General features: G+C 39.8%; 13 protein-coding genes. 8 read left to right on the top strand and 5 right to left on the bottom strand.

What is annotated here, in order from left to right; genetic code table 11:
• Positions 1–23 precede the first annotated feature (23 nt).
• Positions 24–1,073 carry a DUF2776 domain-containing protein gene (locus K8P02_RS07940; RefSeq protein WP_007485590.1) on the bottom strand — a complete coding sequence of 350 codons (1,050 nt, stop codon included), beginning with the start codon at positions 1,071–1,073 and terminating at the stop codon, positions 24–26.
• A gap of 225 nt (positions 1,074–1,298) precedes the next feature.
• On the opposite strand from K8P02_RS07940, the gene ileS reads away from it, so the two are divergent.
• The 5 genes from ileS to K8P02_RS07915 all read left to right on the top strand — a co-directional run bounded on the left by ileS (position 1,299) and on the right by K8P02_RS07915 (position 7,199).
• Positions 1,299–4,724, top strand: a complete 3,426-nt coding sequence (gene ileS / locus K8P02_RS07935) for an isoleucine--tRNA ligase (RefSeq protein WP_025866383.1) — start codon at positions 1,299–1,301, stop codon at positions 4,722–4,724.
• A 34-nt stretch (positions 4,725–4,758) separates the two neighbouring features.
• A complete protein-coding gene (locus tag K8P02_RS07930; protein WP_002560277.1) occupies positions 4,759–5,139 on the top strand; it encodes a TraR/DksA family transcriptional regulator in 381 nt (126 codons plus the stop codon).
• A gap of 109 nt (positions 5,140–5,248) precedes the next feature.
• Positions 5,249–5,881: a lipoprotein signal peptidase gene (locus tag K8P02_RS07925; RefSeq protein WP_002560276.1), complete on the top strand. Its 633-nt coding sequence runs from the start codon at positions 5,249–5,251 to the stop codon at positions 5,879–5,881.
• An 8-nt stretch (positions 5,882–5,889) separates the two neighbouring features.
• Positions 5,890–6,930, top strand: coding sequence for a DUF4296 domain-containing protein (locus K8P02_RS07920; protein WP_002560275.1), 1,041 nt, complete (start codon positions 5,890–5,892; stop codon positions 6,928–6,930).
• 17 nt (positions 6,931–6,947) lie between these two features.
• Entirely contained in the window at positions 6,948–7,199 is a 252-nt protein-coding gene (locus tag K8P02_RS07915; protein WP_002560274.1) for a hypothetical protein, read from the top strand.
• On the opposite strand, the gene K8P02_RS07910 is transcribed toward K8P02_RS07915, so the two are convergent.
• Positions 7,150–7,914: a TrmH family RNA methyltransferase gene (locus tag K8P02_RS07910; RefSeq protein WP_002560273.1), complete on the bottom strand. Its 765-nt coding sequence runs from the start codon at positions 7,912–7,914 to the stop codon at positions 7,150–7,152. The two genes, K8P02_RS07915 and K8P02_RS07910, sit on opposite strands and share 50 nt — an antisense overlap.
• A gap of 186 nt (positions 7,915–8,100) precedes the next feature.
• On the opposite strand from K8P02_RS07910, the gene K8P02_RS07905 reads away from it, so the two are divergent.
• The 3 genes from K8P02_RS07905 (at position 8,101) to tamL (ending at position 12,223) form a co-directional block, all read left to right on the top strand.
• Entirely contained in the window at positions 8,101–8,463 is a 363-nt protein-coding gene (locus tag K8P02_RS07905; protein WP_002560272.1) for a BlaI/MecI/CopY family transcriptional regulator, read from the top strand.
• A gap of 14 nt (positions 8,464–8,477) precedes the next feature.
• The gene (locus K8P02_RS07900) at positions 8,478–9,761 is read left to right on the top strand and encodes a M56 family metallopeptidase (protein WP_007485594.1); all 1,284 of its coding nucleotides are present in this window, start codon (positions 8,478–8,480) and stop codon (positions 9,759–9,761) included.
• Positions 9,762–9,913: 152 nt separating this feature from the next.
• On the top strand, positions 9,914–12,223 hold the full coding sequence (tamL, locus tag K8P02_RS07895) for a translocation and assembly module lipoprotein TamL (protein ID WP_223382206.1): 2,310 nt from the start codon (positions 9,914–9,916) through the stop codon (positions 12,221–12,223).
• Here the strand turns inward: tamL and K8P02_RS07890 are convergent.
• From K8P02_RS07890 to K8P02_RS07880, 3 genes are all read right to left on the bottom strand, one after another.
• The gene (locus K8P02_RS07890) at positions 12,177–12,629 is read right to left on the bottom strand and encodes a hypothetical protein (RefSeq protein WP_044157787.1); all 453 of its coding nucleotides are present in this window, start codon (positions 12,627–12,629) and stop codon (positions 12,177–12,179) included. The two genes, tamL and K8P02_RS07890, sit on opposite strands and share 47 nt — an antisense overlap.
• Before the next feature lie 78 nt (positions 12,630–12,707).
• The gene (locus K8P02_RS07885; protein ID WP_002560268.1) at positions 12,708–13,262 is read right to left on the bottom strand and encodes a DUF3332 domain-containing protein; all 555 of its coding nucleotides are present in this window, start codon (positions 13,260–13,262) and stop codon (positions 12,708–12,710) included.
• Between the two features lie 121 nt (positions 13,263–13,383).
• Positions 13,384–13,827 carry a DoxX family protein gene (locus tag K8P02_RS07880; protein WP_007485597.1) on the bottom strand — a complete coding sequence of 148 codons (444 nt, stop codon included), beginning with the start codon at positions 13,825–13,827 and terminating at the stop codon, positions 13,384–13,386.
• Between the last annotated feature and the right edge of the window lie 46 nt (positions 13,828–13,873).

Below are 13,873 nucleotides of genomic sequence, written 5' to 3'. Positions count from 1 at the left end.
TAATAGACAAATGATGTTTTTCGTTATTTGGAGGATGTACCACTTTCCAGAATACTGACGATAGAAAAAAGAGTAAAACAAATAGCTCCCAAACCTGTCAAGACACGGGCAGGAATGAAATAATCTTCGTGAATGGTTCCTAATTCAAAGGTAAACGCTGCTAAAAACAAACATGATAATGCTGTCAGGACAGGGATAATTGGAATGCGACTGGATAAAGCAAACTCATGCCGCCAAACTTTGGCCAACAAAATTACTTTGCTGGAAATGCTGTAGCAAACCAATCCTAATCCAATCATTATATAACCAATTACTCCGTTTGTAGTACTCGAATCAGCAAAAATAACAAATACTCCCCAAACAAAAGAAATAGTCCCCATTAACAGTACCAGTTTGGGCCATCGGTTACGCTCTGTAGCCGAATATACATTCCTTACCTGACGGGCAATGGTTGCTACCAAAGCAATCAGACTGGTACAAATACAAGCAAGCCCCACCATTACATGTCCAACCACGAAGTAAGCGGGATGTATTTCACTTTGCCCCAACAGAAAGAAAGCCCATATCCAGGCAACACCAGATGCCATAATAGCTATTCCTTTTAAAATACGTTCTTGTCCGGCTGTAAAAGCTTTCTGAGGAATATTATGTCCTGTATCTTTAGCATTGGTGGGAATCAAAGAAAAACGGGTAGAAGAGGTGGCAGCAGTTGCCACACAAATTGTAATTAACCCTACTCCGGTCACTACATGCCCGGCGACGAATGAATGGGAGTCATCAGAAGAAGTAAAGAGAACAATACCACCAATGATTGTAATTACGGCAGCCAAATAGGCGATGACAGGCAAAGCATATTGAGAATTTCGTCCATATGTATGAATTATCTGGCGTATGATAGTAGCAGCCGTGGCAAAGAGTGCAATGCAAATCATACCCAATGAAAATACAACGGGGCCTGCTACCAAACGGTTAGGATCGTCCCCCAATACATAGATAAATGTCCCGTAACCGAAACACAACAAAGCCATCGCCAACGGAATAGCCCTGAATAATACGCTTATACCGTAATTCATAATCCTATATAGTTTTAAAATTTCCCACTACAACAAGGTTTTACGTAATTTGTTTCTATCCGGTTACTGCTTTTTAGAGTCTTTTCACAAGAGGGCTATTTCTACCAAATTGAAATTAAAAAGCCTTTTCTTGTATGCAAACGAATGTTTTTGTACATTTGCACCCTTAAAATAAGGAGGGTACCTCCAACTGTAATTGTAAATAGTAAAATCGTATCTATAGTCATGAGCAAGAAGTTCGCCGAATATTCGCAGTTCGACCTTTCACAGGTAAATAAGGACGTATTGAAAAAATGGGACGAAAACCAGGTTTTCGCCAAGAGTATGACAGAACGTGAAGGCTGCCCTTCGTTTGTATTTTACGAAGGACCTCCCTCAGCTAATGGAATGCCGGGCATTCACCATGTGATGGCTCGCTCTATCAAGGATATTTTCTGCCGATACAAAACGATGAAAGGCTATCAGGTAAAACGTAAAGCCGGTTGGGATACACATGGATTGCCTGTAGAGTTAGGGGTGGAAAAAGCGATGGGTATCACAAAAGAGGATATCGGTAAGACTATTTCTGTGGCCGAATATAATGCAGCCTGCCGTAAAGATGTGATGAAGTTCACCAAAGAATGGGAAGATCTGACTCATAAAATGGGATATTGGGTGGATATGCAACATCCGTATATCACGTATGACAATCGTTATATCGAAACCTTGTGGTGGCTATTAAAACAGTTATATAAAAAAGGATTACTTTACAAAGGATACACTATTCAGCCCTATTCTCCAGCTGCCGGAACAGGATTGAGCTCACACGAGTTAAACCAACCGGGTTGCTATCGCGATGTGAAAGATACAACTGTAGTAGCACAGTTCAAGATGAAGAACCCTAAACCTGAAATGACAGAGTGGGGGACTCCTTTCTTCCTTGCATGGACTACTACGCCATGGACTCTGCCTTCAAATACTGCGCTTTGCGTAGGTCCCAAAATAGATTATGTAGCTGTACAATCATACAATGCATATACCGGCCAGCCAATCACAGTGATATTAGCAAAGCAATTACTGAATGCTCACTTCAACCCAAAAGCTGCCGAACTGAAGCTTGAAGACTATAAGCCTGGTGACAAGTTGGTTCCATTCAAAGTAATAGCCGAATATAAAGGCACTGACCTTGTAGGTATGGAATATGAGCAACTGATCCCATGGGTTAACCCAGGCGAGGGTGCATTCCGCGTCATCTTGGGTGATTATGTAACCACTGAGGATGGTACAGGTATCGTACATATTGCTCCGACATTTGGTGCAGACGATGCTCAGGTAGCAAAAGCAGCCGGCGTTCCTCCTTTGCAGTTTATCAATAAGAAAGGTGAGCTCCGCCCTATGGTAGATCTTACCGGTAAATTCTATACTTTAAATGAACTGGACGAAACGTTTGTAAAAGAGCGGGTTAACGTAGAACTATATAAAGAATACGCAGGGCGTTTCGTAAAGAATGCCTATGATCCGAATCTTACTGATCAGGATGAGTCATTGGATGTGAGTATTTGCATGATGATGAAAGCCAACAACCTGGCATTCAAAATAGAAAAGCATGTGCACAACTATCCGCACTGCTGGCGTACGGACAAACCGGTATTGTACTACCCGTTGGATAGTTGGTTTATTCGTTCTACTGCCTGCAAAGACCGTATGATAGAGCTGAACAAAACAATCAACTGGAAACCGGAATCTACCGGAACAGGACGTTTTGGCAAATGGCTGGAAAATTTGAATGACTGGAACCTGAGCCGTTCTCGTTATTGGGGTACTCCGCTACCCATCTGGCGTACGGAAGATAACAGTAGTGAAATATGTATCGAATCTGTAGAGGAGTTATACAACGAAATAGAGAAATCGGTAGCTGCCGGATTTATGAAATCTAATCCTTATAAAGAGAAAGGGTTCGTTCCGGGACAATATACAGATGATAATTACGATAGAATAGATTTGCACCGTCCGTATGTGGATGATATCATCCTGGTATCCGAAGACGGAAAGCCTATGAAACGTGAGACAGACCTTATCGACGTATGGTTTGATTCAGGCGCTATGCCCTATGCACAGATTCACTATCCTTTTGAAAATAAAGAATTGCTGGACAGCCATGAGGTATACCCGGCAGACTTTATCGCAGAAGGTGTGGACCAGACACGCGGATGGTTCTTTACACTGCATGCTATTGCAACAATGGTATTCGACACCATATCTTATAAAGCTGTTATCTCTAATGGCCTGGTACTGGATAAGAATGGGAATAAAATGTCCAAGCGCCTGGGCAATGCTGTTGATCCGTTCTCTACAATCGAAAAATACGGTTCCGACCCGTTGCGTTGGTATATGATAACGAACTCTTCGCCATGGGATAACCTGAAGTTTGATATAGATGGTATCGAGGAAGTTCGTCGTAAATTCTTTGGTACATTATATAATACATATTCATTCTTTGCGCTTTACGCCAATGTAGATGGATTTGAATACAAGGAAGCGGATGTGCCTATGGAAGAACGTCCGGAAATAGATCGCTGGATACTTTCTGTACTGAATACACTGATCAAAGAAGTGGACACTTGTTACAATGATTACGAACCAACCAAAGCAGGACGACTGATCTCAGATTTTGTGAACGATAATCTGTCTAACTGGTATGTTCGTTTGAACCGTAAACGTTTCTGGGGAGGTGAGTTCACACAAGATAAATTGTCTGCTTATCAAACGCTGTACACATGTCTTGAAACAGTAGCCAAACTAATGGCACCGATTGCCCCGTTCTATGCAGATCGTTTATATAGCGACTTGATTGTTGCTACCGGACGTGACAATGTCGTATCTATTCACCTTGCTAAATTCCCTGAGTACAATGAGGAAATGATAGACAAAGGGTTGGAGGCACGTATGCAAATGGCACAAGACGTCACTTCTATGGTATTGGCATTACGTCGTAAGGTAAACATTAAAGTTCGCCAGCCGTTGCAATGTATTATGGTTCCTGTAATAGACGAAGAGCAGAAGGCTCACATCGAAGCAGTGAAAGCATTGATTATGAATGAGGTGAATGTAAAGGATATCAAGTTTGTAGATGGTGCTGCCGGTGTATTGGTGAAAAAAGTGAAATGTGATTTCAAAAAACTCGGTCCGAAGTTTGGAAAGCAGATGAAGGCCGTAGCCGCTGCTGTTGCAGAAATGTCACAAGAGGCTATCGCCGAACTGGAAAAGAACGGTAAATATACACTGAATCTGGATGGAACAGAAGCTGTGATAGAAACGGCAGATGTAGAAATCATCAGTGAAGATATACCGGGATGGCTGGTTGCAAATGAAGGTAAACTGACAGTTGCCCTTGAAGTTACCGTTACTGAAGAACTTCGCCGTGAAGGTATTGCCCGTGAATTAGTGAATCGTATCCAGAATATTCGTAAATCAAGTGGATTTGAAATAACTGACAAGATTCGGATAACAATCTCTAAAAATCCACAAACAGATGATGCGGTAACAGAATATAATAATTATATTTGTAACCAAGTTTTGGGTACATCCCTGACTTTGGCAGATGAGGTAAAAGACGCTACGGAGCTTAATTTCGACGATTTTTCTTTATTTGTCAATGTAGTAAAAGAATAATTCTAATACCAATAACCTCTAAAAAGTAAAAATTATGGCAGAAAAGACAAGATATTCGGATGCGGAACTTGAGGAGTTCCGTGCCATTATAATGGAGAAACTGGAGTTGGCACAACGTGATTACGATCAGTTGAAACTCAGCTTGATGGGTCTTGATGGAAACGATACTGACGATACATCACCCACATACAAAGTACTGGAAGAAGGAGCTAACACACTGTCAAAAGAAGAAACGACTCGCCTGGCACAACGTCAGTTGAAGTTTATTCAAGGATTGCAGGCTGCTCTTGTACGTATTGAAAACAAAACGTATGGTATTTGCCGTGAAACAGGAAAGCTGATCCCTGCAGAACGTCTGCGTGCTGTGCCTCATGCTACACTCAGCATTGAAGCAAAGAATAGTGGCAAGAAATAAAATTAGTGACGAGCTATAAGCTACAAATTACACGTACTGTGTGCTATTGGCAAAGTACTTGTAGTCTGTAACTTATAGCTCGTAGCTTATATAACTTGTATTCAACAAAATGAAAAAACTACTCACGAAAGGACAAATAGCCCTGATCGTCATCTTCTCGGTGCTGATTATAGACCAGATTATTAAAATCTGGATTAAAACCCACATGTATTGGCACGAAAGTATCCGGATTACCAACTGGTTCTATATCTATTTTACGGAAAACAATGGTATGGCATTTGGTATGGAGATTTTCGGAAAATTATTCCTTACTACTTTCCGCATTATTGCCGTAGCATTGATAGGATGGTATCTGTATAAGATTGTAAAGAGAGGATTTAAGACAGGATACATTGTTTGTGTTTCTTTGATTCTTACCGGAGCATTGGGAAATATCATTGATAGCGTATTTTATGGAGTACTGTTTAACGAGAGTACACATTCACAAATTGCCAGTTTTATGCCCGAAGGGGGAGGATACTCCACTTGGTTTTATGGTAAGGTAGTAGATATGTTTTATTTCCCGATTATTGATACTACCTGGCCTACATGGATACCGTTTGTTGGGGGAGAGCATTTTATATTCTTTAGTCCCATCTTTAACTTCGCTGATGCCGCTATCAGTTGTGGTATCATCGCATTGCTTCTTTTTTATAGTAAATATCTGAATGAGTCTTATCACTCACACGAAAAAAAGGACTAAGACAGAAAATGAAAAGAGATTTCCGGTGCCGGTTGTATATTATGTGCCTGTTAGTGGTATTTGTTGTTGGTTGTAAGGTTAAAAGACCCGATGGAGTCCTTCCGGAAACAACAATGGAAAACCTGTTATATGATTATCATATAGCGAAAGCGATGAGTGATAATCTGCCATACAATGAGAGCTATAAAAAAGTATTGTATACAAATGCTGTATTCAGCAAATATGGTACAACGGAAGCTGTTTTCGATTCGTCTATGGTATGGTATACTCGTAACACGGAAGTACTGGCCAAAGTCTATGAAAGAGTTAGTAAAAGGTTAAAAGCACAACAAAATTCGATCAATCACTTAATTGCCATACGCGACAAAAAGCCGATGACATCTACTCCTGGTGACAGTATTGATGTATGGGCATGGCAACGTATGAGACGCTTAACGGGAATGCCAATAGATAATAAACTGACGTTTGTCCTGCCTTCGGATTCTAATTTCAAGAAACGTGATACATTGGTATGGGAAGTTCGTTATCATTTCCTTGAACGTGTTAAGCCGGATACGACTCTGTACGCATTAATGGGTATGCAGATTCAATTTGAAAATGACAGTATTATAAGTGAAACCAAACGAGTGACAGAGTCGGGGATACAGCGTATCCGCCTGCAATCGGATACGTTGGGAGCTATCAAGGAAGTGAAAGGATTTATCTATTATCCAAGGAAAAAAACACCGCATACCTTATTGACTGATGATATCACACTCATGCGTTATCACTCCAATGATACACTGCCGGTTTTGAATGATTCTTTAAAAACAGATTCTCTTAAGCAGGATGTAGTGAAAGAGGTAGTTTCGAAAAAAACAGCTGATACAATAGAGAAAGCAGATCAGCAACCTCAGCCAAGATTAACTCCGGAAGAGATGAATCGCCGTCGCAGCAATCTGCAACGTGAAGTGAAACCGGAACAACTCGAAGTAGAGAAGCACATACAAATGGAGAAACGTGAGATAAGACAAGAACGGCAGATGAATCAACGTCGCCGTTCACAGTAAATTTCAGAACTAAGGAGATGAAACGCTTTGCTTCTCATTATTTGTATGCACCGGATACCGGTTTTCTCAAACAACAGGTAGTAGAAATGGAGGGAGAATACGTTGTGAGATTCTTCCCCCTTACCGAAGAAATAGAATCGGTAGAATGGTTACCGGGCGTCATAGAGCTAACCCAGGTGAAAGATAAATTCTGTGCTTATCTTTTATTTCCTTTTGATTTTACAATGATGCAGCCTGTCGCCGAAACTCGGCGCAGACAATTGCTGTAGCAATGGCTACATTGAGCGATTCGGAAGTTTCTCTCTCCTGAGGATAATTAGGAATATATAGTTTCTGATTGATTAGTGCTTCCACCTCTTTACTAATTCCACTTCCTTCATTTCCCATCACAATCAATCCATTACGGGATAGAGGTTGGCCGTATATATTCTTCCCATCCAGAAATGTTCCGTAAACCGGAATATCACCAAGAGAACGAATAAGGTCGGGCAGGGGAGTATAATATGTTTTTACACGAGCTATACCGCCCATAGTAGCTTGTACCGTCTTAGGGTTATAAACATCCACCGTATTAGATGAACAAATGATATGCTCTATGCCAAACCAATCGGCAAGACGAATAATTGTACCTAAGTTTCCCGGATCCTGTACATCATCCAGAGCAAGGCAGAGTGAATTACGAAGAATAGAAGTATTTAAAATATATTCCGGTTGCCTGAATACAGCGAGTACCTGTTGAGGAGTCTTCAACAAACTGGCACGTGATAGTTCATCCTGAGTAACTTCTGCTATTTCATCTGCCTGAACAGATGTATGTTCTTGTAACCAGGAAGAAGTAGCAGCCAGCAAGCTACAGGATAGGTGTCCAAGTAAGTCACCTACCAGTTTCGGACCTTCAGCCAGAAAGACTTTTTCTTCTTTACGTATCTTTTTTAGCTCCAATGAGCGAATGTACTTTATTTTATTTTTGCTTAATAGAGTCATATAAACCTGATATTTACGGCAAAGCTATAAAGATATTTCCAATATACCACTTTCTCACGATTCTTTTTCTACATCTATTTTCTTATGATTAACATTATTTATACCAATAAATATATACTATCTACTTAATTATCGTAGATTTGCTTAAAAATAGTAGACTGGTTATCAGTAACAAATAAAAATATAATGGAAAGACTTACACAGCAAGAAGAAGAAGTAATGCTTTACTTTTGGAAGATAGGCCCAAGTTTTATAAGAGATGTGCTGAATCAAATGCCTGCACCAAAGCCTCCTTATACCAGTGTGGCATCTGTAGTACGTAATTTAGAGAAGAAACAATATCTGTCTCCTTTCAAACTGGGCAACTCTATTCAGTATCATCCCATAATTAAAGAGAGTGATTACAAGCGTTATTTCCTTAGTGGAGTGGTAAGTAATTATTTTACTGGATCCTATAAAGAAATGGTTTCATTTTTTGTGAGAGATCGTAAAATCAGCAAAAAGGAACTGAAAGAACTTATTAATATCATTGAAGACGAAGAATCTTAAAAACAATCAGAGATATGACACTTTTTATTCTATACTTCATGAAGGTAAATATAGCATTAGTTGTGCTGTACTTCTTTTATAAATTATTGTTTAGTAAAGATACCTTCTTTGGCTTACGCAGACTGATGTTGATTTTAATCTATATCATCGCATTCACATATCCTTTGTTTGATCTTTCTGCCTGGATGATAGCAGACAATAATGTAACCGGTGTAGTAAATACCCTATATCAAAAGGTATTGCCCGAAATAACAATCGTAAGTGGAACAGCTGATAATGCGTCATATTTTCCATTGGTTACAATAGTTCTCACTGGCCTTTACATAGCAGGAGCGATTATCTTATTAACACGTACATTGCTGGAAATCAGCAAAACCTGTATCATGCTTCATCATAGTAAAAAAGTATATATTGATGGAATCCGTATATGTCAGCCCAAAGAAAAGCAAGAGCCTTATTCTTTCTTTAAGTGGATTTGTGTGTATCCGGGTATGTATAATGAAAAAGAGACAAAAGAGATATTGGTACATGAACAGACGCATGTACGCGAACTTCACTCGGCGGATATATTATTGGCACAGCTCGTAGTCATTCTTTGCTGGTTCAATCCTTTTGCCTGGCTCATACGAAGCGAAATGCGTATTAATCATGAGTATCTTGCCGACAGGAAAGTAGTGACCAGTGGTTACGACAGAAAAACGTATCAGTATCATCTCTTAGGACTCAAACAAAACCAACCGGCTGCAGCAAATTTATATAATAACTTTAGTGTATTACCTTTAAAGAACCGAATTAAAATGTTAAACAGAAAAAGAACCCGTAACATCATGAGAAGCAAATACCTCATGTTCATTCCTGTAACTGCTTTGTTGATTCTATTCAGTAACTGTACAAATACAGGCAAAGAAGAATCAACAGAAGAAAAAGCGGAAGTAAAATACATCCCTACAGAAGTCAAACCGGATACAGTAGACATCGACAATGCTGTTTTCGATATGGTAGAAGAAATGCCGGAATTCAAAGGAGGCAATAAGGCACTGATGGACTATCTGGCTGCAAACCTACAGTATCCGAAAGGAGCCGAAACCAAAGGAACACAAGGTCGTGTTATCGTACAGTTCATTGTTAATACGGATGGAAGTATTGACGATGCAAAAGTAGTTCGCAGTGTTGACCCTGAATTGGATGCAGAGGCCTTGCGTGTGATCAATGGAATGCCGAAATGGAAACCGGGAACACAAAAAGGTGAACCGGTACGTGTAAAATATACCGTACCAGTTGTGTTCCGTCTGAAATAAACGACGGGTCAGAGAGAAAACATTGAAATCACCAATAGTTCGCCCCTACGATGTTGTAGCAACTTCTTAGGGGCGAATTAGCATATATTATTTCCCCATACAGAAAAATTCGCCTATATTTGTAGGGTATTTGAGGCAACTAATAAAACCCTATGAGGAGAGGATATCTTTACACGTTACTTTCTTTTACCATTCTGACGCTGGCTTCGTGTTCCGCTACCAAGTTTGTGCCGGATGGTTATTATTTATTGGACGAAGTTAAAGTATCTACTAATAACAAAGAAGTAAAACCTTCCAGCCTACGCAATTATGTACGTCAAAATCCCAATGCAAAATGGTTTAGCCTGATAAAAACACAGTTGTACGTTTATGATCTTTCAGGACGTGACTCCAGCAAATGGTACAATAAGTTTCTTCGTAAAATAGGAGATGCTCCGGTTATTTACAACGAAAGCGAAGCACAACGCTCACAGGAGGAAATAACAAAAGCTGTCCAGAATATGGGATATATGAGTGCTTCCGTTAAGCGTACGACGAAAATAAAGAAAAAGAAACTGAAGCTTTATTATGAGGTAACTACAGGTAAACCTTACACTGTACGTACGCTGAAATATGATATTGGTGATCCGAAAGTAGGTGAGTATATGCGAAAAGATTCTGCAAATACTTTATTGAAAGAGGGTATGCTGTTTGACGTAAATGTATTGGACGCAGAACGGCAACGAATAACGGACCATCTATTGCGTAACGGATACTATAAATTCAATAAAGACTATATTTCATATACAGCTGATACTGTACGCAATACTAATCTTGTAGACCTGACTCTACATCTGCAACCCTATAAAACGCACACTGCCGATGCACCTCAAGCACATAATCAATATCGTATCAACAAAATAAATTTTATCACAGACTACGATGTTCTCCAGTCTTCTGCGTTGAGCAGTATTGAAATTAATGACTCCATACACTACAATGGTTATCCCATTTATTATAAAGACAAGTTATATCTGCGACCTAAAGTATTGACAGATAACCTACTGCTCTTTCCGGGTAACCTATATAACGAACGTGATGTACAACGGACTTACTCAAACTTCGGACGCCTACCGGCATTGAAATACACCAATATTCGTTTCTTTGAAACCCTGGTAGGAGACAGTACCCTGTTGAATTGTTATGTGATGCTAACCAAAAGCAAACATAAGTCAATCTCTTTTGAGCTGGAAGGAACAAATTCTGCCGGTGATCTCGGAGCAGCAGCTTCTGTATCTTTCCAGCATCGGAATCTCTTTCGTGGTTCCGAAACTTTTATGATGAAATTTCGTGGTGCATACGAAGCAATCACCGGATTACAGGGCGACTATCACAATAACAACTACACAGAATACGGTGTAGAAACGAGTATAAACTTTCCAAGCTTCTTATTTCCTTTTCTGAGTTCTGATTTTAAACGTAAAATACGTGCTACCACAGAGTTTGGCTTGCAATATAGTTACCAGCTACGCCCGGAATTCTCACGTACAGTAGCTTCGGCTTCGTGGAGTTACAAATGGACACAGCGTCAACGGGCACAACACCGTATTGACTTGATAGATATCGGCTATCTGTATTTGCCCTGGATCTCCCAAAAGTTTCGCGAAGACTATATCAACAAGGGGCAGAATCATATTTTTGAATATAACTATAAGAACCGGCTTATCGTACGCATGGGTTACAGTTATAATTATAACAGTGCCGGAAATGCTTTGGTGAACAATACCATCAGTTCTAATTCTTACTCCATCCGTGCCAATATAGAATCGGCAGGAAATATTTTGTATGCATTCTCTAAAGCAACCGGTATACGTAAAAACGATGATGGCGAATATGCTATTCTCGGTATTCCGTACGCACAGTATCTGAAAGGTGATTTTGACTTTGCCAAGAATATCCGGATAGATGATCGTAACTCATTGGCATTTCATGCCGGTTTTGGTATTGCGGTTCCATACGGTAATGCAAAGACCATTCCATTTGAGAAGCAATACTTCTCAGGAGGTGCCAACAGTGTACGCGGATGGTCTGTACGTGATTTAGGGCCGGGTTCATTTCCCGGTGACGGTAATTTCCTGAATCAGTCAGGCGATATCAAACTGGACGCGAGCATCGAGTATCGAAGTAAATTATTCTGGAAGTTTCAGGGGGCTGCCTTTATTGATGCCGGTAATATCTGGACAATCCGTGATTACGCCAATCAACCGGGCGGTGTATTCAAGTTCAATGAATTCTATAAGCAGATTGCCGTTGCTTATGGCTTAGGTTTACGTTTGGATCTGGATTTCTTTGTTTTACGTTTCGACGGTGGAATGAAAGCCATCAATCCGGCTTATAAAAATGGTAAAGAGCGCTGGCCCATTATTCATCCCAAGTTCAGTCGTGATTTTGCATTCCACTTTGCAGTGGGTTATCCATTTTAACCAACCATCTTTCATCCTCTTTTACCAAATGAATGGTGTCCTGTTTCTCGGGAAGAATAGCAGATGTACCATTAAAGAAATCAGCTTTCAGATAATTTTTTACCGAACAGATAACGGTTGCATGCCCTTCTTCCGGATTCATTTGCTCACTAATTACAGTCACAACAACCGGTCCTTTTGCATTTACCTTGTCAATGAGCTCCTGGGTCGTGTTTGTAGCCATATAACTAAGATATGGGAGGGAAGCCGGAACAACCAATTCTTTGGTAGCCGCATAATCAAGATCATAAAAGGTTTCACAGAATGCTATTGCATTGCGTACAACTTCACTTTGAGGTAACTGTTTCTGACAGGCAGCAGCCAAGCCCATAAAAGCAATGAGAGAGAATATTCGTAGTATTTTCATAATTTAGTGAATAAAAAAGATGAAACATCTCTTTGTGCAGAGCATGTTTCATCTTTTGACATTTCTTTATGCATTAAATTAACGGGCAGCAAACAGCAGACCGTTCATTACCATCTGACGTGCTGCAAGAGTTCCCTGAGCATCCAGAGTGACAGTCATTGACTCGCCATTAGGCAAATACATCTGCGCTGTACCATCATTGTTCATTTTCAGAAGTTCGGTACTCTCACCATTAGCTACTACATTCCAGGTATTTGCTTCCTTGTTGTAGATCAGTTCCATAGCAGTTTTTTCACCCTCTTTTGTAATCGAATAACCATTCTCCAGAGTTTCTACCAGATAGTTGCCATTTTCGCCTTTTACTTTCTTTACATCTCCAGCGTTTGCCATCGGATTAGAACCGCTCCAAAACTCAATAGAGTTGATAACCAAAGCATCCGCCAAATATGCAACGCCATATACCGGAACGATGTTCAGTGCAAGAAACACAAGTTCGTTTACAAACTTATTTCCTACTGACTGATTCCAGGAAGAAATGCGATTGAATAAACCAAATGAACCTACACATGAACTAAACAAAATAGTACCGCTCAGAGCAAAAGCTGCGACCAATGTCAATCTGTTTTTTTTCATAATTTCTGTTTTTTAGTTGTTATTTTGTGAAACGATAAAAAGACCTATAATAGCTATAAGTCCTTTATACAGTTGCAAATATAAACCTTTTAATTAATAGAAACAAAACATGGTGCAATTTCTATTTTACATTTTTTCTTCGCTTCCGAAGTTCATTCCCTAATAAATAGTCGACAGAAAACTTACCGGGACCGGATATATACATCAATATAAATACAACTAAATAGATGAGTGCCAGTTCTTTTACAGCAAAAGCATCATTACCGTGAATGACAAAGAATGCCATGCCCATTGTAAAAATCATAGGCAACATAGCCAAACGATATAATACGCCGACGATAAACGCCATTGAACAAACAAGTTCTCCAAAGATAGCCAATCCTAAAGATACCGGGCTCCCTACACCCAATGGATCGGGGAAAGCTATGGATAGTTCCTGATAACTACTCCATTTCTGTATGCCGTGATTCATCAATAGCAAACCAAAGAAAATACGCAATGCAAGTAAGAATAAGGATGCCCCTGTACTATTGGGCTTTGAGGGAAATAAAAAATTGTAGATCATAAGTTTCATTTATTAGTTTGATAATTTATACAATATAAACAAACCT

Origin of the sequence: Bacteroides nordii, from assembly GCF_019930665.1 — a bacterium.
Classification (GTDB): Bacteria; Bacteroidota; Bacteroidia; order Bacteroidales; family Bacteroidaceae; genus Bacteroides; species Bacteroides nordii.
Note: the sequence above shows the minus strand (reverse complement) of the source record. Positions and strands in the feature narration are given on the sequence as shown.